The 26,564-nt window shown below is 71.8% G+C and carries 26 protein-coding genes; 13 read left to right on the forward strand and 13 right to left on the reverse strand.

What is annotated here, in order from left to right; all coding sequences use genetic code 11:
* Positions 1-138: 138 nt before the first annotated feature.
* Positions 139-579: a GNAT family N-acetyltransferase gene (locus tag ACFHWT_RS01205; RefSeq protein ID WP_416592724.1), complete on the forward strand. Its 441-nt coding sequence runs from the start codon at positions 139-141 to the stop codon at positions 577-579.
* Here the strand turns inward: ACFHWT_RS01205 and ACFHWT_RS01210 are convergent.
* From ACFHWT_RS01210 to ACFHWT_RS01225, 4 genes are all read right to left on the reverse strand, one after another.
* Positions 530-1,246 carry an HAD family hydrolase gene (locus tag ACFHWT_RS01210; protein ID WP_416592725.1) on the reverse strand — a complete coding sequence of 239 codons (717 nt, stop codon included), beginning with the start codon at positions 1,244-1,246 and terminating at the stop codon, positions 530-532. The genes ACFHWT_RS01205 and ACFHWT_RS01210 overlap by 50 nt on opposite strands.
* Before the next feature lie 86 nt (positions 1,247-1,332).
* On the reverse strand, positions 1,333-1,539 hold the full coding sequence (locus ACFHWT_RS01215; protein WP_416592726.1) for a DUF397 domain-containing protein: 207 nt from the start codon (positions 1,537-1,539) through the stop codon (positions 1,333-1,335).
* A gap of 32 nt (positions 1,540-1,571) precedes the next feature.
* Positions 1,572-1,769 carry a DUF397 domain-containing protein gene (locus tag ACFHWT_RS01220; RefSeq protein WP_416592727.1) on the reverse strand — a complete coding sequence of 66 codons (198 nt, stop codon included), beginning with the start codon at positions 1,767-1,769 and terminating at the stop codon, positions 1,572-1,574.
* A gap of 18 nt (positions 1,770-1,787) precedes the next feature.
* The gene (locus tag ACFHWT_RS01225; RefSeq protein WP_416592728.1) at positions 1,788-2,642 is read right to left on the reverse strand and encodes a helix-turn-helix domain-containing protein; all 855 of its coding nucleotides are present in this window, start codon (positions 2,640-2,642) and stop codon (positions 1,788-1,790) included.
* 366 nt (positions 2,643-3,008) lie between these two features.
* Here ACFHWT_RS01225 and ACFHWT_RS01230 point away from each other — a divergent pair, with 366 nt between their 5' ends.
* Positions 3,009-3,401, forward strand: a complete 393-nt coding sequence (locus tag ACFHWT_RS01230) for a DivIVA domain-containing protein (RefSeq protein ID WP_416592729.1) — start codon at positions 3,009-3,011, stop codon at positions 3,399-3,401.
* Between the two features lie 296 nt (positions 3,402-3,697).
* Here the strand turns inward: ACFHWT_RS01230 and ACFHWT_RS01235 are convergent, their stop codons facing one another.
* From ACFHWT_RS01235 to ACFHWT_RS01250, 4 genes are all read right to left on the reverse strand, one after another.
* Positions 3,698-5,065, reverse strand: a complete 1,368-nt coding sequence (locus tag ACFHWT_RS01235) for a cellulose binding domain-containing protein (RefSeq protein ID WP_416592730.1) — start codon at positions 5,063-5,065, stop codon at positions 3,698-3,700.
* A 170-nt stretch (positions 5,066-5,235) separates the two neighbouring features.
* Entirely contained in the window at positions 5,236-5,559 is a 324-nt protein-coding gene (locus ACFHWT_RS01240; RefSeq protein WP_416592890.1) for a hypothetical protein, read from the reverse strand.
* Entirely contained in the window at positions 5,553-6,152 is a 600-nt protein-coding gene (locus ACFHWT_RS01245; protein WP_416592731.1) for a DUF4232 domain-containing protein, read from the reverse strand. The genes ACFHWT_RS01240 and ACFHWT_RS01245 overlap by 7 nt, the downstream gene beginning before the upstream one ends.
* On the reverse strand, positions 6,116-7,345 hold the full coding sequence (locus ACFHWT_RS01250) for a hypothetical protein (protein WP_416592732.1): 1,230 nt from the start codon (positions 7,343-7,345) through the stop codon (positions 6,116-6,118). The genes ACFHWT_RS01245 and ACFHWT_RS01250 overlap by 37 nt, the downstream gene beginning before the upstream one ends.
* A gap of 132 nt (positions 7,346-7,477) precedes the next feature.
* Between ACFHWT_RS01250 and ACFHWT_RS01255 the strand changes: the two genes are divergently transcribed.
* On the forward strand, positions 7,478-7,996 hold the full coding sequence (locus ACFHWT_RS01255; protein WP_416592733.1) for a hypothetical protein: 519 nt from the start codon (positions 7,478-7,480) through the stop codon (positions 7,994-7,996).
* Between the two features lie 24 nt (positions 7,997-8,020).
* On the opposite strand, the gene ACFHWT_RS01260 is transcribed toward ACFHWT_RS01255, so the two are convergent.
* A complete protein-coding gene (locus ACFHWT_RS01260; protein ID WP_416592891.1) occupies positions 8,021-9,913 on the reverse strand; it encodes a heavy metal translocating P-type ATPase in 1,893 nt (630 codons plus the stop codon).
* A gap of 342 nt (positions 9,914-10,255) precedes the next feature.
* Between ACFHWT_RS01260 and ACFHWT_RS01265 the strand changes: the two genes are divergently transcribed.
* The 5 genes from ACFHWT_RS01265 (at position 10,256) to ACFHWT_RS01285 (ending at position 18,048) form a co-directional block, all read left to right on the forward strand.
* Positions 10,256-12,682, forward strand: a complete 2,427-nt coding sequence (locus tag ACFHWT_RS01265) for an ATP-binding protein (RefSeq protein ID WP_416592734.1) — start codon at positions 10,256-10,258, stop codon at positions 12,680-12,682.
* A gap of 120 nt (positions 12,683-12,802) precedes the next feature.
* Entirely contained in the window at positions 12,803-13,702 is a 900-nt protein-coding gene (locus ACFHWT_RS01270; protein ID WP_416592735.1) for a carbohydrate ABC transporter permease, read from the forward strand.
* A complete protein-coding gene (locus ACFHWT_RS01275; RefSeq protein ID WP_416592736.1) occupies positions 13,699-14,592 on the forward strand; it encodes a carbohydrate ABC transporter permease in 894 nt (297 codons plus the stop codon). Before ACFHWT_RS01270 ends, ACFHWT_RS01275 begins: the two co-directional genes overlap by 4 nt.
* A gap of 26 nt (positions 14,593-14,618) precedes the next feature.
* The gene (locus tag ACFHWT_RS01280; protein ID WP_416592737.1) at positions 14,619-15,953 is read left to right on the forward strand and encodes an ABC transporter substrate-binding protein; all 1,335 of its coding nucleotides are present in this window, start codon (positions 14,619-14,621) and stop codon (positions 15,951-15,953) included.
* 76 nt (positions 15,954-16,029) lie between these two features.
* Positions 16,030-18,048 carry a beta-galactosidase gene (locus ACFHWT_RS01285; protein ID WP_416592738.1) on the forward strand — a complete coding sequence of 673 codons (2,019 nt, stop codon included), beginning with the start codon at positions 16,030-16,032 and terminating at the stop codon, positions 18,046-18,048.
* A gap of 42 nt (positions 18,049-18,090) precedes the next feature.
* Here the strand turns inward: ACFHWT_RS01285 and ACFHWT_RS01290 are convergent, their stop codons facing one another.
* Positions 18,091-19,134, reverse strand: coding sequence for a LacI family DNA-binding transcriptional regulator (locus ACFHWT_RS01290; protein WP_416592739.1), 1,044 nt, complete (start codon positions 19,132-19,134; stop codon positions 18,091-18,093).
* A gap of 154 nt (positions 19,135-19,288) precedes the next feature.
* On the opposite strand from ACFHWT_RS01290, the gene ACFHWT_RS01295 reads away from it, so the two are divergent.
* Positions 19,289-20,047: an HAD family hydrolase gene (locus tag ACFHWT_RS01295; RefSeq protein ID WP_416592740.1), complete on the forward strand. Its 759-nt coding sequence runs from the start codon at positions 19,289-19,291 to the stop codon at positions 20,045-20,047.
* A gap of 203 nt (positions 20,048-20,250) precedes the next feature.
* Positions 20,251-20,454 carry an SPOR domain-containing protein gene (locus tag ACFHWT_RS01300; RefSeq protein ID WP_282231613.1) on the forward strand — a complete coding sequence of 68 codons (204 nt, stop codon included), beginning with the start codon at positions 20,251-20,253 and terminating at the stop codon, positions 20,452-20,454.
* 11 nt (positions 20,455-20,465) lie between these two features.
* On the opposite strand, the gene ACFHWT_RS01305 is transcribed toward ACFHWT_RS01300, so the two are convergent.
* Positions 20,466-21,023 carry a hypothetical protein gene (locus ACFHWT_RS01305; protein ID WP_416592741.1) on the reverse strand — a complete coding sequence of 186 codons (558 nt, stop codon included), beginning with the start codon at positions 21,021-21,023 and terminating at the stop codon, positions 20,466-20,468.
* A 10-nt stretch (positions 21,024-21,033) separates the two neighbouring features.
* Here ACFHWT_RS01305 and ACFHWT_RS01310 point away from each other — a divergent pair, with 10 nt between their 5' ends.
* The 3 genes from ACFHWT_RS01310 (at position 21,034) to npdG (ending at position 23,532) form a co-directional block, all read left to right on the forward strand.
* Positions 21,034-21,171 (forward strand): hypothetical protein, encoded by a 138-nt coding sequence (locus ACFHWT_RS01310; RefSeq protein WP_281550792.1) that lies wholly within the window; start codon positions 21,034-21,036, stop codon positions 21,169-21,171.
* Between the two features lie 101 nt (positions 21,172-21,272).
* A complete protein-coding gene (locus ACFHWT_RS01315) occupies positions 21,273-22,739 on the forward strand; it encodes an RNB domain-containing ribonuclease (RefSeq protein WP_416592742.1) in 1,467 nt (488 codons plus the stop codon).
* A gap of 97 nt (positions 22,740-22,836) precedes the next feature.
* Positions 22,837-23,532, forward strand: a complete 696-nt coding sequence (gene npdG, locus ACFHWT_RS01320) for an NADPH-dependent F420 reductase (protein WP_416592743.1) — start codon at positions 22,837-22,839, stop codon at positions 23,530-23,532.
* A gap of 60 nt (positions 23,533-23,592) precedes the next feature.
* Here npdG and panB read toward each other — a convergent pair whose 3' ends face one another.
* Both panB and ACFHWT_RS01330 read right to left on the reverse strand, forming a co-directional pair.
* The gene (panB, locus tag ACFHWT_RS01325) at positions 23,593-24,495 is read right to left on the reverse strand and encodes a 3-methyl-2-oxobutanoate hydroxymethyltransferase (protein WP_416592744.1); all 903 of its coding nucleotides are present in this window, start codon (positions 24,493-24,495) and stop codon (positions 23,593-23,595) included.
* Positions 24,496-24,625: 130 nt separating this feature from the next.
* Positions 24,626-26,437 carry an NAD+ synthase gene (locus ACFHWT_RS01330; RefSeq protein WP_416592745.1) on the reverse strand — a complete coding sequence of 604 codons (1,812 nt, stop codon included), beginning with the start codon at positions 26,435-26,437 and terminating at the stop codon, positions 24,626-24,628.
* Between the last annotated feature and the right edge of the window lie 127 nt (positions 26,438-26,564).

Raw genomic sequence — 26,564 nt, forward strand, 5'->3', positions numbered from 1 at the left:
GCGGTCGGCAACGACGACGTAGGCCGGCAAGTCCGCTGCCGGACCCGACGGTACTCATCAGAGTGTGGTGACCCTGGCTGACTTGTCGAACTCGCTGGACCGCCTCGCGTGGCGTGTCCGGTCGATAGAGTCGCGAGCATGAGCGTCGAGATCGAGGCCGTACGAGTCGCCACCGACGAGGTCGTGAAAGCGTTCGGCCGGCTCCTCCCGCAGCTGTCCCGTTCCGCCAAGCCACTCGATCTGACGGCGTTGAACGAGCTGGTGGCGTCGGACGCAAGCACTTTGCTGATCGCTCGCCGCGAGGGCGAGATTGTCGGCGCGTTGACCCTGGTGATGTTCCCGATCCCGACCGGTAGGCGGGCGTGGATCGAGGATGTGGTGGTCGACGAGTCGGCGCGCGGCCTCGGGGTCGGGGCGGCGCTGACCCAGGAGGCCGTCAGGCTGGCTCGGGAGGCTGGCGCTCGGACCGTTGACCTGACGTCCCGCCCGTCTCGTGCTGCCGCAAACCGGCTCTACGAACGACTCGGCTTTAGTCTCCGTGACTCGCGGGTCTACCGCCTCGCACCCGGCGACCGGTGAGGGCGGTGACGACTTCGGCCATGCTGCCGATAATGGCGTCTGATTCGCTGAGTCTGTGGTATTTGCGGGTTTTGTTGGCGTAGCCGATGGTGGGTACGCCGACCGCCTGGGCGGCCTCGATGTCGGTAGGTGAGTCGCCAATGAGCACGCAGTCCTCAGGGTGGGCGTGCAGTTCGCAGATGGCGGCGAGCACCGGTGCCGGGTTCGGTTTCATTCCGGCTGGGCCGGCGTGAGGTCGGCCGATGACGGGCTTGATGTAGGCGTCCAGCTGTTGCGCGATCAGGTACCGGTTGATGGCGTCGGCGCTGTTGTTGGAGACGATCGCGATGCCGTGCTGGGCGCGGTGGGCGGTCACGATGACTTCCCGGGCGTACGGGGTGGGTTCGGCCACGGCGACGGCGTCCAACTCGGCAGAGCGCAGGGCGTCGTCGACTCGGCGCACGATGGCCGGCCGGTCAAGGGTGGCGCTCCAGCGCAGCACGGCGAGCGGGTCGGGTTCGTCGAGCAGGTCGGGCGGGATGGTGATGCCCTGGTCGACGAGCAGTCGGCGCAGGGTGGCGGCGACCTGGGGCGCGGGATGGTTGGCGAAGACCTTGCAGACGGGTCCGTCGAAGTCGAGCAGCAGGAACCGGGCGCGGCCGATGACGGCGGCGAGTTCAGCGTTCATGAGATGCACCCGGGAGCGATGGAGGCCCCATGCTGCCGAAGCAGTGGGCGTGACCGCGCCGCACTCGTGTCGCGGTCACGGACCCGCTACCTCTGGCTTGTCTTTGCCCCGATTGACGCGGTGAAGGCCGCCCACGCCGCCGGTGGGAACGCAAGCGCGGGGCCGGTGCGGTCCTTGCTGTCGCGTACAGCGACGACGCCGGACAGGTTGTCGGTGACTTCGACGCAGTTGCCGTTGCCGCCGGAGTAGCTGCTGGTACGCCAGGTGGCGTCGGTCAGGTCGGTGTCTCGCATTCGCGGTGCCTCCTTGGGTGGGGGAGGAGCGGTTACGCGGAGAGCTGGGACGACTTGAGCGCGGTGGTGAAGGTGGTCCAGGCGGAGGGGGCGAAGGTCAGCGCCGGGCCGGTCGGGTCCTTGCTGTCGCGGGTGGCGACGACTCCCGGCAGGTTGCGGGCGACCTCGACGCACTGGCTGTTCGAGTCGCTGCGGCTGCTCTTGATCCACACGGCGCGGGTGAAATCCATCGCGCCCCTCCTTCTGGTCTACGCCAAGTCCTTGGCGATCGCGGCGATCAGGTCCCGGGACTTGCCTGGGCTGAGCGCCGCCGTCTGCAGGTGGGTGTAGGTAAGCGTAACCCGATTCATGTCCTCGGGACGTTCCAGATACACGTCTCCAGCTGGGCTGATCACGTACGCGACAGGGCTGTGCACGTCCTCGTCGAAGTCCAGGATCGAGAACGATCCGGTGGTACCGGGATGGTGTCCCTCGCTGAACGGCAGCACCTGCAGCATGACGTTCGGCCGGGTGCTCACCTCGGTCAGGTGGTCGAGCTGGCGGCGCATCACCGCGTCGCCACCCGTACGTCGGTGCAGCGCAGCCTCGTCCACGATGGCCCAGAACTTCAGCGGCGGGTCCTCGGCGAGGCGGTCCTGTCGGGCCATCCGTAGCTCGACGCGCCGCACCACCTCGCCAGGGTTGTCCGGCCAGGCAGCTTCGACGACGGCTCGGGCGTACTCCTCGGTCTGGAGCAGGCCGGGGACGATAGCCAGCTCGAAGTTGCGCACCTCGCGGGCGGCGCCTTCGAGGCCGACGTACATGCTGTAGTTCATCGGGATGGTGCCGTACTTGGACCACCAGCCGCGCTGCTTGCCCTGCTTCTGCAGGTCGAAGATGGTGGTGCGGCGATCTTCGTCGGTGACGCCGTAGCGGTCGAGCATGACGATCAGGTCGCCACGGCCGACGCCGACGTCACCAGCCTCGATCTTGTAGATCTTCGACTCGCTGCAGGCGAGCACCTCGGCGATGGCGATCTGGGTGATGCCGGCCGCCTCGCGGGCGGCCTTGAGCTGCCTGCCGAGCTGCCATCGGGCGATCGTGGGTCCGCTTGCTCGTGACATGTAGACCTCCTCCGGATCCTCTTCGGACCTGCCGATAGGCAGTCTTCCCTTCATTCCCGCAACTTTCAAGACCTGACTCCATCCAGTCGGCCATCTGGAGAAAACTTACACTGAAGTCTTGTAGCCGTACGACAGAGATGTCAATCTGTCTCTGGCTGCGAGAGCCGGGCCGGCAGACCCGAAGCCGCGTACCGCCTCGTCGCCTCGCACATCCCCACCCACCTGGGCGCCGGCCGGCGTCGCGGCAAGGCGGCCGGCCGGTGCCCCGACCGAAGAGGGGTAGGTCCTCGTGGAAGTCGGTGCGTTGGTCGGCGCGGTCCTGCTGGGATTCCTAGCTGGACTGTTCGCCTTCAAGGTGAAAGTCAGATGGTGTCCCTGGTGCGGGCGGTCGACCTGGCCCGGACCGCCGCCACCGGAGGGAGAAGCACTGTGACCAGAGCATCCGCGAGGTCATCCGGCCGGCACCGGCCGCCGATGGTCAGCGTCAACGGCGAGACGTACGAGGGGGACGCCGCGCCGGTCCCGCTGACCGCCGAGCAGGTGGCCCGGGTGCGCTTCCGTACCCGCTGGCGGGGCCTCGACCCACGGCACGTCGCGGCGTACGTCGCCCAGGTCGCTGCCGAGCTACGCCGCCGCGATCAGAGCATCGCCCAACTCGTCGACGAGTTGTCGCTGCTCAAGCAGGCGCTGCGGGAATGGCAGAGCGATCAGGCCCGGCTGCCGTACGTCGGTGAACTCGACATCGACCCCGGCACCTGAGCCGGGTGACGTGCTGGCGATCGGGGCCGCCGCCAGCGTCCAGTTCGCCGGTGAACGGGTTTCCGGTTCCGGGTCATCGCCGTCGACAAACGCTGAACCTACGCCGATTGGTTGTGGCTCACCGGCTACGTGCTCGACCGCGACGGCAGAGCCGTCGACCGACGGGAGATCTTCGTGCAGCGGGACGGGCTGCGCCTACTTTACCGGCGGAAGCGGTGAGCGCCGGTCCGGGGCGACGACGCCCAGTTGTTGTCGTCGCCCCGGACCGTTCAGTCGCCCCGGACCGTTCAGTGGGATCAGGGACTGGTGCAGGTCAACGACGACGGCGTCGACGGCGATCCGGAGCCGAGGAAGCCGAAGGTCGCGGTGCCGGCGGCCGGCAGTGACCCGTTGTACGACACGTTGCGTACCGAGACGCTGGAGCCGCTGGTGCTCAGGGTGCCGTTCCAGATCTGGGTGATGCTCTGGCCGCTGCCGAGGCTCCACCCGACGGTCCAGCCGTTGATCGCCGAGTTGCCGGCCCGGACGGTCACCTCACCCTGGAAACCACCCGGCCACGACCCGATGGTCTGGTAGGTGGCGGTGCAGGCACCCGTCGGCGGGGCCGTCGTGGGCGGTGCAGTCGTCGGGGGAGCGGTGGTCGGTGGCGCCGTCGTCGGTGGCGCGGTGGTGGGTGGTGCGGTCGTCGGCGGAGCGGTGGTGGGGGACGGGGACGGCAGGCCCGGCGGGACGAGCGGGCAGGTGTTGCGGTACTGCAGCACCCCGGAGGAGTCCATCAGTGGGCAGAGGAACTGGGTGTACCGCAGGTCGTTGTCGAGGAAGATCTTGACCCAGGGGATCATCGTGCGCATCAGCAGCGTGTTCGGCCGGGTCGGGAAGCTGTGGTCCAGCCCGGCGGCCTCGATGTACGCACCTTCGGTCGTCGACGGCAGCCCGTTGTAGAGGTTGCTGACCGACGACGGGGTGGTGACCGTGTCGTTCTGCCCCGAGTAGAGCAACGCCGGAACCTGCATGTTGGTCAGGTTCTGCGACGGTGAGAATGGCGTGAAGCCGACCGCGGCCTTCAGCGCCGGCCGCCGCAGCGCCGCGCTGAACGCGCCGCCGCCGCCCATCGAGTGACCCGCGACGGCGAGCCGGTTCGGGTCGACCCGGCTGCGCACCGAGCTTTGCCCGGTGAGGTAGTCCAGCGCGGCCAGCAGCTGGGTGCCCCGGGCGGTGTCGAAGTCGTTGCGGTCGTTGGTCTCGATGCCGATCACGACGAAGCCCTGCGAGGCGAGCCGTGGCCCCATCCAGGCGAGTTCGACGGAGAACAGCGCGGTGTAGCCGGGGGAGATGGCGATCGCGCCGAAGGTGCCCTGGCTGGTGTCGGTCGGGTAGTAGATCATGCCGCCGTTGAAGCCGAATCCGGGCGGGACGCTGACCTGCGCAGTGGCGAACGGTCCGTTGGGCGCGGCGACGCTCGCGGCGGTCGGGTCCGGACCCCGCTGGTACGGGTTGTCGGCGGCCACCGCCGCCGGGCTGGTCGCGACGATGCCTGCGGCCAGCCCGAGTGCGGCCGCTGCTGCCGCGGCGAGCAGTGTGAACGGACGTCGGCGGGCCAGCCGCCTGCCGGTGGGTACCCGGCCGTCGGCAGGCGGTGGATGGGGGATGCCTGATCTGGACATCGGATGTCTCCTTGACCGTGTGGGGTGTCATCGAAACGACAAACATCGATGTGAACGGTCACATTACCCACCGCCCCGGCTGGGCATCAATCGTCGACCGACCCAAGTCCAAAGCAGACATTTGTCAGTACGAGGTCTTGCCGTCGAAAATTTGGCACAGAAATTTTTCGTCAGGACAGCCAGTCGCTCACGGCCAGGCTGCCGAGCAGCCGCAGCGCCTCCGCGCTGCGGCTGCTCGGCTCCGCGCGGTACACAATCAGCTGCCGACCACGGGCTCCACGCACATCGAACGCGTGGTACGTCAACGTCAACTCACCGACCACTCTGTGCCGGAACGACTTCGCCTCATGGGTCTTGCCCCGCACGTCGTTGCGCTGCCACAGCCGGCGGAACTCCGCGCTGCCCGCGCCCATCTCCTCGTACGGTGACCGCCTCCCGCGACTCGATTCGCGCAGGCGTCGGCGGGTAGCGGGGACCTGAACTCGGTCTACCAGGCCACGACGCCCTGGGCGGACGGTTGGATCGAGCCGATCTGCACGTCGGCGACCGGCAGTTCGCCGACTGCCTCTTCGCCGTCCAGACCGACGGTCCGGGCGACCACCGTCGTGCTGTCCCCGGGCGCGCCGACCCGGACCGTGGTCGCCACCGCGCAGTCGGTCGACGCCGGGTCGCAGGTGGCCCACTTGACGCCGGCGAACGCGGACTCACCCGGGTCCAGGTCGGTGGCGACCGGCGGCCCCGGCTGCTCCACCTGTCGCTGCGCTACGTCGACCGGGCTGCGGTCGGCGCGCTCGAAGGCCAGTGTCACCCAACCGTCGAGCTGACACGGTGCCGCTGAGTCGTTGGTCAGTTCCAGCATCGCCACCCCGGCCTGCTGGAAGATCACGTCGACAGCCAGGTCGGTACTGGCGCAGGCGGCCGTACCGCCGTCATCCGGCGCGTCGGATCCGGCACCGGACGGGTCCGCTTCGACGGTCGGCGCCGCGTCGGCGGTCGGCTCCTCCTCGGTTGCGGCGTCGGCGCAGGCGGCGAGGGTCAGCGCGGCGGGGATCAGACAGGCTGCGGCGGCGGCACGGGCAACACGCATGGAGGGCTCATTCCTGCTCGCATGGCCGGGTAGCACCACGATGCCAGATGTGCCAGATCCTTCGCTCCGCCGGTGGACACCCGATCCGGCACGGGCCGGCCGTCGACCGGCGTAGCGATGTCGCGGGCGATCCGGCGTACCCCGGTGGTGGCGTCCAACCGCGACGCCCACATCTGCCAGCGGTCCGACCCACGGCCGCGTAGCCGCCGGTCGACGGTCCCGTCCACTTCGGCGGCGGTCGGCTGGGCGGTGAACTCTCCGTCGAGGAACTCGACCAGGCCGTAGCGGCGCCCGCCCCGGTCGTCTACCCGATGGCAGTAGGCCAGCACCCAGGCGTCCTCGCGGCAGCGTACGGCGTACAGGTCGCCGGCGCGGGCCTCGCCGCGCAGCGCCACCGGCAGCGGCGCCGACCGGGCGCCACGCCGCGCTGACACCGGCTTCGCCGACACCGAGGTCGGCGCCGGCGGCCGGTCGGCTGGCCGGGGGAGGTGCCCGAACAGTCGCCGCACCAGCGACTCGGTCACCCCGTCGGCGGCCCGCCAGAACGACAGCGGCGCGTCCACTTCGACCCGGGTGCTCGGGCGCCGGTCCCGCTCGCTGGCCGTGGTGAACGCGGTCAGCATCCCCGGATGGTCCGCCGTCTGCAGGACGCCGACGAAGGCGAGGTCCGCCAACAGCGACCGGTATGTCCACTTGTCGGCTCCGGGTAGCAGCCCGGCGGCCCGGAGCGCCTGCACCGCCCCGCCGGCCCGAGTGGTCGGCGGCAGCGACCGGATCGCGTCGAGGATCTCGTGCAGCACCCACCCGTCGTACGGCTGCGGTGCCGGCAGCGGCGGGGTCGCCGACTCCAGCGCCAGCAGGTAGCCGCAGACGTCGCCGGGCAGCGGTGACCCGGACCTGGACCGCTGCCACCAGGCGAGCGTGGTGTCGAGGGTCGTCTCGGCGGTCAGGAAGCAGACGTCGCAGCATCGGTCGCCGGTCGGACCCGGATGCGCCGGCATGGTGGTGCCGAGCGCCCACGCCGGCAGCACCGCCCGCCAGCTGCGCGACGCGCTACCCAGCCCGGCGACGAAGGCGTCGACGGCGGCGATCGTCAACGGTACGCGATGCACGTGTTGCCCGGCGTCGTCGACGTGGCTGTTCGCGGCGGCGTACACCCTGCCCAGCAACCCGATGATCTCGCCTTGGTCCACGCGCCCTGAGGCTACCGCCGCCCCGCCATCGATCGCCGACGCTGGTGCAAAAGTACACCGCCTTCAGATAGGCTGCAGCGCGTAGGCGGGCCGGTATGGCGGGGCCGGTCGGCCCGGATGTGGAGTACGACGATGACCATGCGTACCTTCACCCTCGTGCTCGATCGAAGTCCGACCGACGACGAGATCGATGCCCTGTTCGCCGCTGGATGTGACGACGCGGCCTTTGGTGTCGATGGCGGACTCCCCGTCGCGGAGTTCGACCGGGAAGCAGCCACCATCGCGGACGCGATCGCGACAGCGGTCCGGGCCGTCGAGTCGGTCGGCCTCACCGCGCTGCGGCTGATCGACCAGGATCTGGTGACGCTGGCGGACATCGCGCAGCGGGTCGGGCAGAGCCGGGAATCGATCCGCCGGTACGTCACGGGTGATCGTGGCCCCGGCGGTTTCCCGCCGCCGGTCAATCCGGCCCGCGACGGCGCGCTGTTCTACCGGTGGAGCGAGGTCGCCCCCTGGGTCAGCCGGCACCTCGGAATCAGTGTGTCGCAGGTCGACCCGTCGCTCGTCGTGGCCAACCTGGTGCTGCAGGCTCGGCAGCACCGTGGCCAGGTGCCGCACATGGCGGCGTTGTCGGACCTTTTGGCGGCCTGAACCAGGGTCACTGCCCGACCTGGGTCACGGCGTGCCGGGTGACGACGTGGCGGGTCGGCGGCGGCCGGGATGCAGGGCGCGCAGCGCGTTGAGGATCACCGCGACGTCGATGCCCTCCTGGGTGAACGCGCCGGCCACCGGCGGCAGCAGGCCGAACGCGGCGACCGCCATCGCCACCACCGCCAGGCCCATGCCGACCGAGGCGCTCTGCACCGCGATCCGCCGGGACCGGTGAGCGATGTCGACCGCGTCGGCGAGCCGGTCCAGCCGGTCGCCGGTGAGTACCGCGTCGGCGACCCCGGCCGCGGCGCTGGTTCCGGTGCCGCCGACCGCCACGCCCACGTCTGCTGCGGCCAGCGCCGGGGCGTCGTTCACCCCGTCGCCGACCATCACCGTCACCGCGCGGGCGGACTCGTCGCGTACCCGGGCGGTCTTCTCCTGCGGTGGGCAGCGCGCCACGATGTCGTCCACGCCGACCTGCGCGGCGACCCGCTCGGCCACCTCCCGCCGGTCGCCGGTCAGCATGACCAGCCGGGTGAACCCGGCCTGCCGCAGCCGCCGCACCGTGCCGGCGGCGTCGGGCCGCACCGGGTCGCGCAGCAGGATCGCCCCGGCGGGTACGCCGTCCACGCCGACCCACACCGCCGACAGCCCGTCAGCTTCGGCCCGGTCCCGGACCTGGACCGCCCAGTCCGGCAGCGGCCCGTCCGGCTGGCCGACCCGCACCGTACGGCCGTCGACCCGGCCACGGACGCCTCGGCCGGGATCCTCGGTGACCTCGGCTGGGGCGGTCAACCGCAGGCCCCGGTCGCCGGCGGCCCGGACCACCGCGCCAGCCAGTACGTGCGGGGAGAGCTGCTCCACCGAGGCGGCCAGCCGCAGCAGTTCGGCCGGGTCGGCTCCGTCGCCGGTGACCACGTCGGCGGTCTCCGGCCTACCGGTGGTCAACGTCCCGGTTCTGTCGACCAGCAGGGTACGGGCGTGGCCGAGCTGCTCCAGCGCACCGCCGTCGCGGACCAGCACGCCGCGGCGGGCGGCGCGGGACAGCCCGGCGACGATGGCGACCGGGGTGGCCAGCAGCAATGGGCAGGGGGTGGCGACGACCAGTACGGCGACCGCGCGGACGAACTCGCCGGAGACGATCCAGCCGGCTCCGGCGAGCCCCAGGGTGAACGGGACGAACGCGGCGGCGTACCGGTCGGCCAGGCGTACCGTCGGTGCCTTGCCGGCACCGGCCTCGGCGGCCAGTCGGACGATCCCGGCGTACGTGCTGCCCTGCGCGGTCTCGACGGCACGCAGCCCCACCGCCGCCCCGGCGTTGACCACCCCGCTGGCGACGCGCTCCCCGGCGGCCCGCTCCACCGGCCGTGACTCACCGGTCACCACCGACTCGTCGAGGGTGGCCGGCTCCTCGACGACGCCGTCGACCGGCACCACGTCGCCGGGGCCGACGACCAGCCGGTCCCCGGCGACGACCTCACCCACGTCGACGGTGGCGACGGTGCCGTCGGCGGCCCGCCGCCGGGCGGTACGCGGTGCGTGCGCGACGAGTGCCTGCAGGTCCCGGCCGGCCCGTCGCTGCGCGTACGTCTCCAGGGTGTGCCCGCTGGCCAGCATCAGCGCCACCACCGCGCCGGCCAGGTACTCGCCGGCCAGCAGCGCGCCGACCAGGGCGAGTACGGCGATGACGTCGACGCCGATCCGCCGACGACGCAGCGACTGACCCATCCAGCGCAGCGCCGGCAGCAGCGCCGTGACCGTGGCGGCCGCCCACACCCCATCGGCGACCGGGCCGGCACCGGCGAGCCGCAGCACGCCGCCGGCCAGCACCACGGCGGTCAGCGCCGCCAGCGGCGCCCAGGTCCGCCAGCGCAGCGCCCAGGTCCGCCAGCGCAGCGTCCAGGTCCGCCAGCGCAACGACCGGCGTCCGGCGGTCGGCTCATCGTTCACCAGGCCAGCCTGCCGGCCGGCGGGCCCGGCGGTGGGCGGTACGCCGGGAACGAACACGCGGGTGACCGGGGCCCCGTCCGGTCACCCGCCGCCTGACCGTAGTGAGTCTTCGCTACCCGCGCACCCGCGTGGACCAGTACATCGGTCGGCATCCTCTCTGTCTGGTGTGCATCGGTACGTGTCCAGGGTGCGGTGTCGACCGGAGTCGGGACAGTGATCACGTTCATCTCCGTACATCGGCGTACATCGACTAACATCCGCTGTGGAGCGGTTCGCCGCACGGCGGGTCGCCACGGTGACATCTGACCGGTGAAGGTCGTGAGAGTCGCGATGGTGCACGGAGTGGACACGCGGCCGCCCGACCGGCTGGTGCGCGACGCCGCCGGGGCGCGGACAGTGGACGACCTCGCCGCGTTGTTGCGGGCGCTGCGGCGGCGGCACGCCCGCCGCGAGGGTCAGCGGGTGCTGTCCTACCGGGTGCTGGCCACCCGCGCCGGCTGGTCGCACACGGCGGTGGCGGAGTACCTCACCGGGAAGACGCTGCCGCCGACGGACCGGTTCGACGTGCTGGTCGGGTTGCTCGGTGCCAGTCCGGTCGAGCGGGGTGTGCTGGCCAGCGCCCGGGACCGGGTCGACGAGCAGCGTCGCGTCACCGTGCCGACGGATCCGGCGGTCGGGCCCGTCGACCCGGTCGTCCGGGCGGTGCCCCGGCAGTTGCCACCGGCGCTCGGGCACTTCAGCGGTCGCCGTAGCGAGTTGACGCAGCTCGCCCGGCTCGCGCCGGCCACCGACCCGGCACCGCAGACCACCCCGGCCGGTACGGTCCGGATCGTGGCGGTCAGCGGCACCGCCGGGGTCGGCAAGACGACCCTCGTCGTGCAGTGGGCGCACCAGGTCGCCGACCGGTTCCCCGACGGACAGCTCTACCTGAATCTGCGCGGTTTCGACCCGGACGGTTCGGTGACCGAGCCGGCCACCGCGCTGCGGTTGCTGCTCGACGCGCTCGGCGTACCGCCGGTCCAGGTGCCGACCGACCTGGACGCGCAGGCCGCGCTGTACCGCACCACGTTGTCCGGTCGTCGGCTGCTGATCGTGCTGGACAACGCTCGCGACAGCGGTCACGTACGGATGCTGCTGCCCAGCTCGCCGCAGTGCCTGGTCGTGGTGACCAGCCGCAACCAACTCACCGGCCTGGTCGCCGCGCACGGCGCCCAGCCGCTGACCCTCGATCTGCTGCACCCGTCGGATGCGGCGGAACTGCTGCGGCGGCGGGTCGGTCAGCGGCGGTGCGCCGCCGAACCGGGGGCCGTGGACGAGATCGTCGCCCGGTGCGCCGGCCTGCCGTTGGCGTTGGCGGTGGTCGCGGCGCGTGCCGTCATCGCACCGCAGATGCCGTTGGCGGCGCTCGCCACCGAGCTGCAGGTCGCCCGGCATCGCCTCGACGCGCTGGCACCGGATGACCCGCAGCTCAGGGTACGCGCCGTCTTCTCCTGGTCCTACCAGGCGCTGAGCCCGTCGGCGGCGCAGCTGTTCCGGCTGCTCGGCATTCACCCCGGTCCGACCGTGTCGGCCCCGGCGGCCGCGAGTCTCGCCGGTCTGCCGGTGGCGCGGGTACGGCCGCTGCTCGCCGAGCTGGTCCGGGCGAATCTGTTGAGCGCGCACCCCGGTGGGCGTTACGGACTGCACGACCTGCTGCGGGTCTACGCTGCGGAACAGGCCCGGGAGCTGGAGTCCGGGTCGGCGCTCGACGCCGCCCTGCGCCGGCTGGTCGACCACTACGTCCGCAGCGCGTACCAGGCCGACCAGACCCTGCAGCCGAGCCCGGCGCCGACGGTGCCCGGTCCGGCCTGCCCGGGTGTCGTCGCCGAACTTCCGACGGACAGCCAGGCGGCGCTGACCTGGTTCGCCGCCGAGCACACCGTGCTGGAGGCGGTGTTCGACGCGGCCGTCGCCGCCGGGCTGGGAGCCGAGGCGCTGCATCTGACCCAGGTGACGTACACCTATCTGGACCGGCGTGGGCACTGGTCGGCGTTGACCGTCATGCAGCGGTCCGCCTTGCAGTTGGCCCGGCGGGTCGGCGATGTCGCCGCGGAGGCGGTGGCGCATCGCCACCTTGCCCGCGCGTACACCCGGACCAGCCGGTACGTCGAGGCTGAGGGGCACCTCGGTGCCGCCTTGGAGCTGGAGCGGGGCCGAGGCGACCTGGCCCGGCAGGGGCTCACCCACCTGAACCTGTCGTTGCTGCGGGAGCGCCAGGGCCGCCACCGCGACGCGTTGGCACACGGGCGGACGGCGTACGAGTTCTACGCGGCGGCCGGTGACCGGCGGGGGGAGGGCAAGGCGCTCAACGTGGTCGGCTGGCAGCACGCCCAGCTCGGCGAGTACGCCGAGACGCTCAACTGGTGCGGTCGGGCGGTGCAGCTGCTGCGCGAGCTCGGGGACGGACCCGGGCAGGCGAGCACCTGGCACAGCCTGGGGTACGCGTACCAGCATCTCGGTGATCCGGACGAGGCCGCCGTCTGCTACCAGGAGGCGCTGGAGCTGTTCCGTCGGCTCGGTGACCGGCACCTGGAGGCGCTGGTGCTGAGCAGCCTGGGTGAGGTCGGGTCCGACACCGGGGATCTGGCGGCTGCCGAGGCGTGCTGGGGCGCGGCGGTGCGCATCCTGGACAGTCTGCGGCATCCCGACGCCGAACCGGTCCGCGCCCAGCTGAACGGGTTGACCGGCCGGGGTTGACGCGGGGCTGGGCCAGTGCAAACATCGGGACCCGATGTTTGCGCAAACATTCCCTGGTCGCAGGCGATGTTCGCGCAAACATTGACTCCTCGGCTCTTCAGCTACCGAAGGTTGGGCGTGATGACCACTCCGCAGGCGCGACCCCGCCGGCTGCCGCGCCGGCGCTCGCTGGCCGGCTGGCAGTTCGTCGCGCCGTTCATGCTGGTCTTCGCGCTCGTCTTCATCGCGCCGATCGGCTACGCGATCCACCTCAGCCTCTACCGGCGGCAACTGATCGGCGGCAACTCCTTCGTCGGGCTGGACAACTACCAGCGGGCGCTGACCGACCCGCAGTTCTGGTCGGCGCTCGGCCGGGTGGCCGTCTTCCTCGCCGTCCAGGTGCCGATCATGCTGTTCCTCGCGCTGCTGGTGGCGCTGGCCATCGACAGCGGCCGGCTGTACGGCAGGAGCTTCTTCCGGGTCGCGATCTTCCTGCCGTACGCGGTCCCGGCCGTCGTCGCCACCCTGATGTGGGGCTTCATGTACGGCACCCGGTTCGGGCTGGTCGGCAACATCAACGACGCGCTCGGCGTGACGCTGCCCGACCCGCTGCACCCCGACCTGGTGCTGCTGTCCATCGGCAACATCGTCACCTGGGAGTTCGTCGGCTACAACATGATCATCTTCTATTCGGCGCTGCGTGTGGTGCCGACGTCGCTGTACGAGGCGGCCGAGGTCGACGGTGCCGGTCAGCTGCGGGTCATCCGCGCCATCAAACTGCCGGCCATCCGGGGGGCGCTGGTCATCGCCACCATCTTCTCCATCATCGGCAGCTTCCAGCTGTTCAACGAACCGAGCATCCTGCAGCACCTGGCACCCAACGCCATCACCACCTACTTCACCCCCAACCTGTACGCGTACTCGCTGTCGTTCTCCGGGCAGCAGTACAACTACTCGGCCACCGTCGCCATCGTGATGGGCCTGGTGACCATGGCGATCGCGTACCTCGTCCAGCTGCGCGGCATCCGGGAGGGACGTTGACGCCGGCCCTCACCCGGGTACGCCGACCCGGCCCCACCCGGGTACGCCGACCCGGCCGCAGCCTGACCCTGACCGCGCTGACCGGGATCGTCCTCGTCTACAGCCTCGTCCCGCTGATCTGGCTGCTGGTCAACGCCACCAAGTCGCAACCGGGCCTGTTCTCGTCGTTCGGGCTGTGGTTCGCCGGCGACTTCGCGCTGTGGGACAACGTCGTCGAGACGCTGCGCTACGACGACGGGATCTTCCTGCGCTGGCTGGGCAACACGCTGTTGTACGTGCTCGCCGGTGCCGGCGGCGCCACCCTGCTCGCCACCCTCGGCGGGTACGGCCTGGCCAAGTTCGACTTCGTCGGCCGCCGGGCGGTCTTCGCGATCGTCATCGGCGCGGTCGCCGTACCCGGCACCGCACTGGCCGTGCCGACCTTCCTGATGTTCAGCCGTCTCGGGCTGACCAACACCCCGTGGGCGGTGATCATCCCGTCGCTGATCACGCCGTTCGGGCTCTACCTGATGTGGGTCTACGCAGCCGAGGCGATCCCCGACGAACTGCTGGAGGCGGCGCGGTGCGACGGGGCGAGCGAGCTGCGCACCCTGTTCCAGATCTGCCTGCCGCTGCTGGCTCCCGGCATCGTCACGGTGCTGCTGTTCAGCATGGTCGCCACCTGGAACAACTACTTTCTGCCGCTGATCATGCTGAAGGACCCGGACTGGTACCCGCTGACCCTCGGCCTGGACGCCTGGAACGCCCAGGCCGCCACCGCCGGCGGCCAGCCGGTGTTCCACCTGGTCATCACCGGTTCGCTGCTGACCATCCTGCCGCTGCTGGCGGCCTTCCTGCTCCTGCAGCGCTACTGGCAGTCGGGGCTGGCCGCCGGCGGCGTCAAGGAGTGACCACCCATCACCGAAGGGACACCCTGATGAACGGCACCACTTCGCGGGCGGTCGCGGTCGCCGCGGCGACCGCCCTGGCGCTGGCCGGCTGTGGCTCCGGAGACGACCCGACCGACGCCGCCGGTGACGAGCAGATCTCCGCCGCCGACGTGCAGGCCGCCCTGGAGGCCGGCGGCGAGTTGACCGTCTGGGCCTGGGAGCCGACCCTCGCCGAGGTCGTCACCGGATTTCAGGCCGCCTACCCCAACGTGACGGTGGAACTGGTCAACGCCGGCACCGGAGACGACCAGTACACCGCCCTGCAGAACGCGATCGCCGCCGGTGACGGGCTGCCCGACGTCGCGCAGATCGAGTATTACGCGCTGCCACAGTTCGCCCTCGCCGGGTCGGTCACCGACCTCACCGGCTACGGCGCCGGCGACCTGGCCGACACCTTCACCCCCGGACCCTGGTCGTCGGTGAACACCGGCGGCGGCGTCCACGGCCTGCCGATGGACTCCGGCCCGATGGCGCTGTTCTACAACCAGGAGGTCTTCGACGAGCACGGCATCGACGTGCCGGCCACCTGGGACGAGTACGTCGACGCCGCCCGCGAACTGCACCGGGCCGACCCGCAGGTGTACATCACCAACGACGTCGGTGACGCCGGCTTCACCACCAGCCTGATCTGGCAGTCCGGCGGTCAGCCGTTCCAGGTCGACGGCACCGAGGTGAGCATCGATTTCACCGACGACGGCTCGGCCCGGTTCGCCGACACCTGGCAGCAGCTGATCAGCGAGGACCTGCTCGCCCCGGTCAGCTCGTGGAGCGACCAGTGGTACCAGGGGCTGGCCGACGGCACCATCGCCAGCCTCGCCACCGGAGCCTGGATGCCGGCCAACCTGATCTCCGGCGTCGCCGACGGCGCCGGCAAGTGGCGGGTCGCCCCGCTGCCGCAGTGGGACGCCGGCGGCACCGCCAGCGCCGAGAACGGCGGCAGCTCGCTGGCGGTCCCGTCGGCCGCGGCGAACAAGGCCCTGGCGTACGGCTTCATCGAGTACGCCAACGCCGGCGACGGGGTGCAGATCCGGGTCGACGGCGGTGCCTTCCCGGCTACCACCGCACAGCTGCAGTCACCGGAGTTCCTCGGCGCCGAGTTCGGCTACTTCGGCGGGCAGCGGGCCAACGAGATCTTCGCCGAGTCGGCCGGCAACGTCGTCGACGGCTGGTCCTACCTACCGTTCCAGGTGTACGCCAACAGCGTGTTCAACGACACCGTCGGGCAGGCGTACGTGTCGGACAGCCCGCTGACCGAGGCGCTGACCGCCTGGCGGGACACCTGCGTCAGCTACGGCACCGACCAGGGCTTCACCGTCAGCTGACCCGGCGCGGGCCCGGCACCGCCGCGATGACCGGTGCCGGGCCCGCGCACCCACCCCCAGAAGCGAGGAGACGGACGTGGCATTCGGTGGCGACTACCGCTGGCTGCGCTGGCCGGGCAACGGCGGCCCCCGGATCGGCTACGGTGCCGACTACAACCCCGAACAGTGGCCCCGGTCGGTCTGGGACGACGACGTGGCGGCCATGCGCGTCGCCGGGGTGAACATCGTCTCGCTGGCCATCTTCTCCTGGGCACGGCTGCAGCCCGGCCCGGACGAGTTCGACTTCGCCTGGCTCGACGACGTGATGGACCTGCTGCACGCCAACGGCATCGCCGTCGACCTGGCCACCGCGACCGCTTCGCCGCCGCCGTGGCTGACCGCCGCCCACCCGCAGATCCTGCCGGTCGACCGGCACGGCGCCACCGTCTGGCCCGGTGCCCGGCAGCACTGGCGGCCCACCTCGCCGATCTTCCGGGCGTACGCGCTGCGCCTGGTCCGGACGATCGCCGAGCGCTACCGTGACCACCCGGCGCTGGCCGCCTGGCACGTCTCCAACGAACTCGGCTGCCACAACGTGTACGACTTCTCCGATGACGCCGCAGCCGCGTTCCGGACCTGGCTGCGGGACCGCTACGGCGACATCGACACGCTCAACCACGCCTGGGGTACGGCGTTCTGGTCGCAGCGGTACACCGACTTCGCCCAGATCCTGCCGCCCCGGCAGGCCGCCTCCTACCCGAACCCGACCCAGCAGCTGGACTTCAAACGGTTCTCCTCCGACGCGTTGCGGGAGCACCTGCGCGCCGAACGCGATGTGCTGCGGGCGGTCACCCCGGGCGTGCCGGTCACCACCAACTTCATGGTGATGGGGGAGTCGTCCGGGATGAACTACGCCGACTGGGCGGGTGAGGTCGACTTCGTCGCCAACGACCACTACGTGCACCCGGGACCGCAGGCCCTCGACGAACTGTCCTTCTCGGCGAACCTGACCGGCAACCTGGCCGGCGGACGGCCCTGGTTCCTGATGGAGCACTCCACCAGCGCCGTCAACTGGCAGCCGGTCAACCTGCCCAAACGCGCCGGGGAACTGGCCCGGGACTCGTTGACCCATGTGGCGCACGGCGCCGACGCGGTCTGCTTCTTCCAGTGGCGCCAGTCGGCGGCCGGGGCGGAGAAGTACCACTCGGCGATGCTGCCGCACGCCGGGGCCGACAGCGACCTGTTCCGCTCGGTCGCCGAGCTCGGCCGGACGCTGTCCGACCTGGCCGGTGTCGCCGGCACCGGGCGCACCCCGGCACCGGCGGCGATCCTGTTCGACTGGGAGTCGTGGTGGGCCTGCGAGCAGGACTCCCATCCGACGTCGCGGCTGCGCTACAAGCAGGAGGCGCTCGACTGGTACTCGGCGTTCCTCGCGCTCGGCATCCGGGCCGACGTGCTGCCGATCGCCGCCAATTTCGCCGGGTATCGCCTGGTGGTCGCCCCGATCCTGCATCTGGTGCCGGCGGCGCTCGCCGACCGGCTGCACGGTTACGTCGCCGCCGGTGGTCACCTGGTGACCACCTACTTCTCCGGCGTCGTTGACGAGCACGACCACATCTGGCTGGGCGGGTACCCGGGGGCGCTGCGGGATCTGCTCGGCCTGCGCATCGAGGAGTTCGGCCCGCTGCCCGACGGCGCACAGGTGCTGCTGGACACCGGCGCGACCGGGCAGCTGTGGACCGACCGTGTCACGGTGACCGATCCGCAGGTCGAGGTGCTGGCGGCGTACCGCACCGGCGAGTACGCCGGTCGGCCGGCGGTCACCCGCCGTACGGTCGGTGCCGGTTCCGCCGGCTACGTCTCCACCCGGCTCGGGGTGTCCGATCTGGCCGGTGTGCTGGCGCGGTTCGCGACGGCCGCCGGGGTGCGCAGCGACCTGCCGCAGCGGCTGCGCGGCCGGGTCGAGTTGGCCGTCCGGGGCGAGCACTGGTTCCTGATCAACCGGACCGACGAGCCGGTGTCATTGGCCGACGTTGCGGGCGTACCGCTGGTCGGGCCGGCCGAGACGCTGCCGCCCCGGGGGGTCTCGGTACGGGCGGTGCCGACGGCGCACTGACCGGTCGTGGGATCCGGTCAGCGTGCCGTCGGCGCCGCTGGGTCAGCGTGCCGTCGGCGGGGCGGCGGTACTGGCCCGGACCACCAGGCGGGTCGGCACCAGGGTGGTGCCGGTCTGCGCGGTGCTGGTGCGGACCTGGTGCAGCACCGCCTCCACGCAGCGCCGGCCGACCTCGGCGAAGTCCTGGTGGACGGTGGTCAGCGGCGGGATGAACGAGCCGGCCTCGGCGATGTCGTCGAAGCCCACCACGCTGACGTCCGCCGGCACCACCCGGCCGCGTTCGTGCATGGCCCGCAGCACCCCGAGCGCCATCTGGTCGTTGGCGACGAAGATCGCGGTGCAGTCCGGTTCGTCGGCCAGTTCGAGGCCGGCCCGGTAGCCAGCCCCGGCCGACCAGTCGCCGCGGCGCAGCGCCGGCACCTGGCGGCCGGCCTGCGACAAGGTGGTACGCCAGGCGGTCGCCCGCCGCTCTGCGGCGTACGACTCCGGCGGTCCGGCGACGTGCCACACCGTACGGTGGCCGAGGTCGAGCAGGTGCCGGACGGCCTGCCGGGCCCCGTCGGCCTGGTTGGTGTCGACCACCCGGTAGCGGTCACCGGCATCCGAGTCGACCACGACGAGGTGCACGTCGGGAGGCAGCAGCACGGTGCTGGTGTCGAGCAGGTGCACCTCCATGATCACGATGACCGCGTCGACCGCGAGTTCGCCGAGCCGGGTGAAGGCACCGAGCACCCGGTCCTGGGTGGGAGCGGCGACCGGGATCAGCGTGATCACGTAACCCTCGGCTGCGGCGTGGGTGGCGATCGCCTCCACGGTGTGGCTGTTGCCGGTGGTGGACAGGGTGAAGGTGATCACGCCGATGGTGCGGAACTCGCCGTACTTGAGTGCCCGGGCGGCGCTGTTGGGTCGGTAACCGAGCTGCTGCATCGCGGCGACGACCTGTTCGCGGGTGCTGGGGACGACTCCCGGGTGCCCGGTGGACACCCGGGAGACGGTCTGGGTGGAGACCCCGGCCAGCCGGGCCACGTCGGCCATCGACACCCGGCGTCGGCGACGCCCCGGCGGGTCGGGTGCAGTCGAGCTCATCGGGCGTCGACACCTTCCTCTCCCGGTGTTGGCGATGCCCGGTGCCCGGGGGTACGCCGGAAGCCGTGCTGACACTAGCAGCGCTCGCCATGTTTGCGTAAACATGGCGGGTCCGGAGTCGCCGGCGAGCCCGCCCGCCGGGGATGATGGTCGGATGCTGCCCACCCCTCGCGCCCTGCTGCTCGATTTCGGCGGAGTCATCGTCGACGCCCCGTCCATGTCACCGCAGCCGACCCACCTGGTCGACCGGCTTTGCGCGCTCGTCGGCGACGCGTTGTCCGCCGAGCGGATCACCCGGTCGCTGATCGACGGGCAACGCGAGTACGCCGCCTGGCGGGACCGGATCGGCGAGCAGGACCGCCCCCGGGAGTACGGCCACGAACAGGTCTGGCGGGAGTTCATCGCACCCGGCTGGCCGGCCCCGGCCCGCGACGCGGTACTGCGCGAGGCGACCGCGTTGAGCTACGCGTGGACCCGGCGTGCGGACTGGGCGGTACGCCCCGGTATCCGTACCGCGTTGGACGTCGCCGCCGACGTCGGTCTGCCGCTGGCGATCGTCAGCAACACGTTGTGCGGTGCCGCGCACCGCGACTATCTCGACTCGGTGGATCTCGGCGACCGGTTCGCCGTGCAGATCTACAGCGACGAGGCCGGGGTGCGTAAGCCCAACCCTGAGGTCGCCTGGCTCGCCGCGCGGGCACTCGGCGTACCGGTGGCGGACTGCTGGTTCGTCGGGGACAGCCCGGCCCGGGACGTCCCGTGCGCCCGGCGGGCCGGTGCTGGTGCGGCGGTGCTGATGGTCTCGGCCCGCACCGGTCGGGAACGTGGCCAGCCCGACGGGGTGCCGGACGTGACCGTCGATGACGGCCACGGGCTGCGGCGGCTGATCGAGACCGCGTTCGCGACCGGTTGACCTGGCTCGGTTTCCGCGACGGCACCCGGTCCGCTCCGCCCAGGATGGACTCGACTCGGCGCGGGGCGTTGCCGGCTTTTCGTATCGAGCCGTCAATTGCCGGCATGGGAGCCGGCCGCAATGGCGCACGTCTATTATGGAAAAGCGGCGACATTTTGGGCGAAACGGTGGCGCTTTGCCGTTTTTCCGTGCACAGTGTTTTCATGAGCGACAGCGGACCTGATGGCGAGTACTTCTGGTGCCTCCGTCATCAGCGCGTGGAGTCCGGGGCGGACCTGTGTGCCGCCAAGTACCGGCTCGGTCCCTACGCCTCGAAGGCCGAAGCTGAGCAGGCGCTGCAGCGGGTGTCGGAACGTAACGAGGAGTGGGAGACCGAGGACGCCCGCTGGACCGGGGAGCAGGGCTAGGCCGGTCCGGCCTACCTGGGTCGGATTCCGGAGACTCCACTGTCTCCATAGGGGACAAATCCACTGAAAGTCCGCAAGGAGGAGAAAGCCATGGTTGCTGGCACCAAAGCCGCGACCCGTCCCGCCACCCGGCGGGCGTCGAGCACCGCCACCACGAAGACGGCGGCGAAGAAGACAAGCCCGGCAGCGAAGAAGACGTCCGCACGGAAGGCGTCCGCGACGGCGGCAAAGAAGCCCGCTACGAAGAAGACCAGCCCGACGGCACGCAAGACCAGCCCGACGGCGAAGAAGGCAGCGGCAAAGAAGACCAGCCCGGCGGCGCGCAGGACGACGGCCACCGCGCGCAAGACCACTCCAGCCAAGAAGACGACAGCCACCGCGCGCAAGACCAGTCCAGCCAAGAAGACGACGGCCACCGCGCGCAAGACCAGCCCGGCGAGGAAGACCGCGACCGCAGGCAAGAGCACGGCCGCGAAAACCACGGCGACGACGACCGCGACCAGGTCCACGCCGGCCAAGGGCACCACCGGCCGGGCCGGGAAGAAGGTCGCCGCCGCGACGAAACGCACCGCGGGCCGGGTGCAGCGAGCCACCTCGCCGAAGAACGCCACCCCCGCCCAGCGGGGTACCGCCAAGAAGGCAGCGGCCACCCGGAAGACCGCGAAGAAGACCACCAAGAAGGCCGGGACCCAGACCGCCCGCAAGGCCGGCCGCTGACCCGGGGGCGCACACCGGCCACCGCATCCGCGCACCGTGTCCGGCCGGCCGCCGCCGTACCACCGACGCGTCACGTGGCGGCCGGCTGGTAGGAATGGTCCGTGCCGTTGCCCCGCCTGACCGCGCCCCGGATCGACTTCGGCGCGTTGCGCCGCGAGCTGGAGCTGCCCACCGCGTTCCCGCCCGCGGCGCAACGCGAGGCGGACGAGGCGGCGTCGCGCGTACCGCCGCCGGAGGCCGACCTCACCGACATCCCGTTCGTCACCCTCGACCCGCCCGGGTCACGCGACCTGGACCAGGCGATGTGCCTGACCGACCGGCCGGGCGGCGGCTTCCGGATCCGGTACGCGATCGCTGACGTCGCCCGGTTCGTCACCGACGGCGGCCCGCTGCAGGCCGAGACCTGGCGCCGTGGACAGACCATCTACCTGCCCGACGGAACCATCCCGCTGCACCCACCCAGCCTCAGCGAGAACGCTGCCAGTCTGCTGCCCGACGCCGTGCGACCGGCCGTCGTGTGGACACTCGACCTGGCCGCCGACGGCGCACTGGTCGACACCCGGCTGGAACGCGCCCGGGTCCGCAGCCGGGCGCAGCTCGACTACCCGACCGTGCACGCCGCACTGACCGCCGGTCGGCTCGCCGAACTCGCCGAGCCGATCGCCCGGCTGCCGCGCATCGGCGGGCTGCTGAGCGCGCGGGCGGCGGCGCGGGGCGCGGTCGCGCTCCCGCTGCCCGACCAGGACGTCGAACCGGCCGGCCACGGCTGGCGACTGGTGCTGCGTCCACCGCTGCCGATCGAGGAGCACAACGCCCAGATCTCGCTGCTCACCGGAATGGCTGCCGCCGACATCATGCTGCGGGCCGGCGTCGGTCTGCTGCGTACCATGCCGGCACCGCAACCGGCGGCGGTGGCCCGGCTGCGGGCGGCGGCCGGTGCCCTGGGTGTCTGGTGGCCGCCGGGCGCGGCCGTCGGTGAGGTCACCGCCGGAGTAGACGCGGCACAGCCGCGCGGCGCCGCGTTCCTGGACCACGCCGCCGAGCTGCTGCGCGGTGCCCGGTACACCGCGTTCGCCGGCCAGCCGCCGGCAGAATCCGGCCACGGCGGGGTCGGTGCCCCGTACGCCCACGTCACCGCGCCGTTGCGGCGGCTGGCCGACCGGTACGCCACGGAGGTCTGCCTGGCGGTGACCGCTGGTCGGGAGGTACCCCCGTCGGTCGCCGAGGCGCTGCCCCGGCTGCCGGAGGTGATGGCCGGCACCGACCGGACCGCCAGCGCGGCGGCCCGCGCCGCGATCGACTTGACCGAGGCGGTGCTGCTGGCGAACCGGGTCGGTGCGGAGTTCGACGTCGCGGTGCTGGACGCCGACCCGGGCACCGCGAAGCGGGCGCCGCGCGGCACCGTCGCCCTCGACGAGCCGGCGGTGATCGCCCGCTGCACCGGCGCTCCACCGGTCGGCGAACGGGTCCGGGTCCGGCTGGTCACCGCCGACCCGGCCAGCCGGCGGGTGATCTTCCGGTACCCGGCCGGCGAGCCCGGGCCGGTCCCCGCCGCGGACGGCGGCTGACCGCAGCTCGGAGCAGGTGGTGGCCGGTGCGGAACCGGGTGGTGGTCGACGTCACGGTGCGGTCCCGTGCGGCCGTGCGGTGGGTGAGGATGAGCGGATGGGATATGACGCCAGCACACTGCCCGACGTCTCCGGCCTGACGGTCGGCATCATCGGCGGCACCGGCGACCAGGGACGGGGCCTGGCGTACCGGCTCGCCCGCGCCGGCCAGCCGGTTCGCATCGGGTCCCGCGACGGTACCCGGGCCGCCGCCGCGGCCAAGGAGATCGCCGCGTTGCCCGGGGTCGCGGCCGGGGCGATCAGCGGTGACGGCAACGACGAGGTGGCCGGCGGGTCCGACCTGGTGATCATCGCGGTGCCGTGGGACGGTCATGAGGCGACCGTCACCGCACTGCGCGACCCGCTCGCCGGCAAGATCGTGGTCGACTGCGTGAACCCGCTCGGCTTCGACAAGCAGGGCCCGTACCCGTTGCCGGTGGCGCAGGGCAGCGCCGCGCAGCAGGCCGCAGCGCTGCTGCCCGACTCGCGGGTCTGCGCCGCCTTCAACCACCTGAGCGCGCCGTTGCTGGCCGACCCGAAGATCGAGCGGATCGACCTGGACGTCCTGATCTGCGCCGAGGACCGGGAGGCGGCGGCGGTCGTCGCCGCGCTCGCCGCCCGGATCCCGGACATGCGGGGAATCTACGCCGGCCGGCTGCGCAACGCGCACCAGATCGAAGCGTTCACCGCCAACCTGATCGCCATCAACCGCCGGTACAAGGCGCATTCCGGGGTGCGAGTCACCGATCTGTGAGCTCCGCCCGGTCCCGGCGGATCTCGTGATCCGCCGGGACCGGACGGTGACGGCGGTCGATCAGAACGTGTGCTCGGCGGTCGGGAACCGGCCGGCACGGACGTCGTCGGCGTACCGGCGGGTCGCGTCGGCGAGCACCCCGGCGAGGTCGGCGTAGGTCTTCACGAACCGCGGGGTCGGGCCGGACCGCATGCCGGACATGTCCTGCCAGACCAGCACCTGCGCGTCGGTCTCCGGGCCGGCGCCGATGCCGACCGTCGGCACCGGCAGGTCGTGCGTGATCCGCTTGGCGACCACCCCCGGCACCATCTCCAGCACCACGGCGAACGCGCCGGCCTCGGCGACCGCGTGGGCGTCGGCGATCACCTCGTCGGCGGCGTCGCCACGGCCCTGCACCCGGTAGCCGCCGATGGTGTGCTCCCGCTGCGGAGTGAAGCCGACGTGCGCCATCACCGGGATGCCGGCCCCGGTCAGCGCGGCGATCTGGTCGGCGACCCGCCGGCCGCCCTCGAGTTTGACCGCGCCGCAGCCGCCTTCCTTCATGAACCGTACGGCGGTGCGCAGCGCCTGCGTCGGCCCCTCCTCGTAGGAGCCGAACGGCAGATCGCCGACGACCAGCGCGCCCCGGGTGGCCCGGACCACGGCCCGGACCAGCGGCAGCAGTTCGTCGACGGTGACCGGCACGGTGGTCTCGTGGCCGAACACGTTGTTCGCCGCGGAGTCGCCGACCAGCAGCACCGGTATGCCGGCCCGGTCGAAGATCGCGGCGGTGTACTGGTCGTACGAGGTGAGCATGGCCCACCGTTCGCCGCGTTCCTTGGCGGCGATCAGGTCACGGGTGCGGACCCGGCGGCTGACCGGTCCGCCGTACAGTGCGACGGCCTCGGCCGGCGTGGCGGGGTCGGCCGGCCCGGTGGACGTGGCTGCCTGGCTGGGCCCGGCGCCCGGCGTGGATCGGGACATCGTCGTCTCCTCTCACCCTCGTGGCCGCGGTCGCGGTCCCCGGGGTACGTCCCGATGGTGCCACCGGTGGCACCGGCCCGGAGAGGCTTCAGTGCAGGAATTCACACCTCACCCGGTCGCCCGGCGGGTGTCATCCGTCGCCGGGCTCCCGCCACCGGTTGGTGATCGGTAGCCGTCGATCACGACCGAACGCCTTGATCGATATCTTGGTGCCGGGCGCCGACTGTCGCCGCTTGTACTCGGCGAGGTCCACCATTCGCAGCACCCGGTCGACCAGCGCCGGGTCGTGCCCGGCGGCGACCAAGTCGTCGCGGCCGGCATCGCCGTCGATGTAGCCGGTGAGCACCCCGTCGAGGAGCGCGTAGTCGGGCAGCGAGTCGGTGTCGAGCTGACCGGGACGCAGCTCCGCGCTGGGCGGTTTGGCGATCGAGTTCTCCGGGATCGGCGGCTCGTCGCCGCGCCGGACGGCGTCGTCGTTGCGCCACCGGGCCAGCGTCCACACCATCGTCTTCCAGACGTCCTTGATCGGGTTGAAGCCGCCGACCGAGTCGCCGTACAGGGTGGAGTAGCCGACCGCCAGTTCGCTCTTGTTGCCGGTGGTCAGCACCAGGTGGCCCTCCTGGTTGGACAGCGCCATCAGGATCACCCCGCGCACCCGGGCCTGCAGGTTCTCCACGGCCAGCCCGGAGAGCGAGATGTTGGCCAGGAACGGGTCCACCATCGGCTGGATCGGCTCGATCCGGTAGTCCAGGCCGGTCCGTTTGGCCAGTTCGGCGGCGTCGGCCCGGGAGTGTTCGGAGGAGAACTGACTAGGCAGCGAGACGCCGACGACCCGGTCCGGGCCGAGCGCGTCCACCGCGATCGCGGCCACCACCGCCGAGTCGATCCCGCCGGACAGTCCCAGCACCACCGAGGAAAAGCCGTTCTTGCGGACGTAGTCGCGCAGCCCGAGCACCAGCGCCGACCAGATCTCCGCCTCGGCCGGCAGCGGCTCGGCGACCCCGCCGTCGACCGGCCCGCCCGTCGGGTCAATTTTCCGGTCACCGACCACCACCCGGTCGATGGTCATCCGGTCCGGGCCGTCCGGGGTCTCCGGGGTGGCCGTCGCGTCGGCGGCCTCCGGGGTCGCGGCGCGGTCCTGCGCCGGGGCGTCCGCGGCCGGCAGCGTCAGGTCGTGCAGCAGCAGATGTTCGACGAACTGCGGCGCGCGGGCCAGCAGCGTGCCGTCCGCGGCGACGATCATCGAGTCGCCGTCGAAGACCAGTTCGTCCTGGCCGCCGACCAGGTTGACGTACGCCACGGTGGCGCCGGCCTCGGCGGCCCGCCGCCGCACCAGTGGCAGCCGGGCGTCGTCCTTGTCCAGCTCGTACGGCGACCCGTTGACCGTGACGACCAGGCCGACACCGGCGCGGCGGGCGGCGGTGAACGGCCCGCCGGCCTGCCACAGGTCCTCGCAGATGGTCAGCGCCACGTCGACCCCGCCGACGCGGACGACGGTCAACGCGGTGCCCGGCACGAAGTAGCGGTCCTCGTCGAAGACGCCGTAGTTGGGCAGGTGGTGTTTGAAGTAGGTGGCCGCGATGGTGCCGTCGTGCAGCACGGCGAGGGCGTTGCGCGGACCCCGGCCCGGGTCGGCTTCGGCGCTGATCGCCGCCGGTCCGTCGGCGTCGAGGTAGCCGACCAGCACAGGTACCTCGCCGAACCCGTCGGCGGCCAGGTCGGCGGCGAGTCGTTGGACCCCGGACCGGGCGGCGGCGACGAACGACTCCCGGAACACCAGGTCCTCCACCGGGTAGCCGGTGAGCACCATCTCCGGGAACACGACCAGTTGCCCGCCGGCCGCCACCGCCGTACGGGTGACGTCGCGGGCCAGCCGGGCGTTGCCCGGTAGATCGCCAACGGTGGGGTTGACCTGGGCGAGGGCGATGCGCAGCGTCGGCATGTCGCTATCTTCCCCCAGCGCGACCCCGACCAACCCGCCGGTCGCCGACGCCCCGCGAAGCGGACCGGTCAGGTGACTGTGCGGACATGCTCCGGTGTGCCCCGGTGATCGTGGTCTAATATCCCCT

The organism is Micromonospora sp. LOL_021, from assembly GCF_048060215.1.
GTDB lineage: Bacteria > Actinomycetota > Actinomycetes > Mycobacteriales > Micromonosporaceae > Micromonospora_E.

What these genes read in the sequence shown, in the direction of transcription:
- panB (WP_416592744.1), bottom strand. Translation starts at nt 24,495, where the DNA reads ATGTCCCGATCCACGCCGGGCGCCGGGCCCAGCCAGGCAGCCACGTCC.
- ACFHWT_RS01225 (WP_416592728.1), bottom strand. Translation starts at nt 2,642, where the DNA reads ATGTCACGAGCAAGCGGACCCACGATCGCCCGATGGCAGCTCGGCAGG.
- ACFHWT_RS01290 (WP_416592739.1), bottom strand. Translation starts at nt 19,134, where the DNA reads ATGAGCTCGACTGCACCCGACCCGCCGGGGCGTCGCCGACGCCGGGTG.
- ACFHWT_RS01280 (WP_416592737.1), top strand. Translation starts at nt 14,619, where the DNA reads ATGAACGGCACCACTTCGCGGGCGGTCGCGGTCGCCGCGGCGACCGCC.
- ACFHWT_RS01245 (WP_416592731.1), bottom strand. Translation starts at nt 6,152, where the DNA reads ATGCGTGTTGCCCGTGCCGCCGCCGCAGCCTGTCTGATCCCCGCCGCG.
- npdG (WP_416592743.1), top strand. Translation starts at nt 22,837, where the DNA reads ATGGGATATGACGCCAGCACACTGCCCGACGTCTCCGGCCTGACGGTC.
- ACFHWT_RS01205 (WP_416592724.1), top strand. Translation starts at nt 139, where the DNA reads ATGAGCGTCGAGATCGAGGCCGTACGAGTCGCCACCGACGAGGTCGTG.
- ACFHWT_RS01220 (WP_416592727.1), bottom strand. Translation starts at nt 1,769, where the DNA reads ATGGATTTCACCCGCGCCGTGTGGATCAAGAGCAGCCGCAGCGACTCG.
- ACFHWT_RS01235 (WP_416592730.1), bottom strand. Translation starts at nt 5,065, where the DNA reads ATGTCCAGATCAGGCATCCCCCATCCACCGCCTGCCGACGGCCGGGTA.
- ACFHWT_RS01215 (WP_416592726.1), bottom strand. Translation starts at nt 1,539, where the DNA reads ATGCGAGACACCGACCTGACCGACGCCACCTGGCGTACCAGCAGCTAC.
- ACFHWT_RS01330 (WP_416592745.1), bottom strand. Translation starts at nt 26,437, where the DNA reads ATGCCGACGCTGCGCATCGCCCTCGCCCAGGTCAACCCCACCGTTGGC.
- ACFHWT_RS01270 (WP_416592735.1), top strand. Translation starts at nt 12,803, where the DNA reads ATGACCACTCCGCAGGCGCGACCCCGCCGGCTGCCGCGCCGGCGCTCG.
- ACFHWT_RS01295 (WP_416592740.1), top strand. Translation starts at nt 19,289, where the DNA reads ATGCTGCCCACCCCTCGCGCCCTGCTGCTCGATTTCGGCGGAGTCATC.
- ACFHWT_RS01255 (WP_416592733.1), top strand. Translation starts at nt 7,478, where the DNA reads ATGACCATGCGTACCTTCACCCTCGTGCTCGATCGAAGTCCGACCGAC.
- ACFHWT_RS01210 (WP_416592725.1), bottom strand. Translation starts at nt 1,246, where the DNA reads ATGAACGCTGAACTCGCCGCCGTCATCGGCCGCGCCCGGTTCCTGCTG.
- ACFHWT_RS01230 (WP_416592729.1), top strand. Translation starts at nt 3,009, where the DNA reads ATGGTGTCCCTGGTGCGGGCGGTCGACCTGGCCCGGACCGCCGCCACC.
- ACFHWT_RS01300 (WP_282231613.1), top strand. Translation starts at nt 20,251, where the DNA reads ATGAGCGACAGCGGACCTGATGGCGAGTACTTCTGGTGCCTCCGTCAT.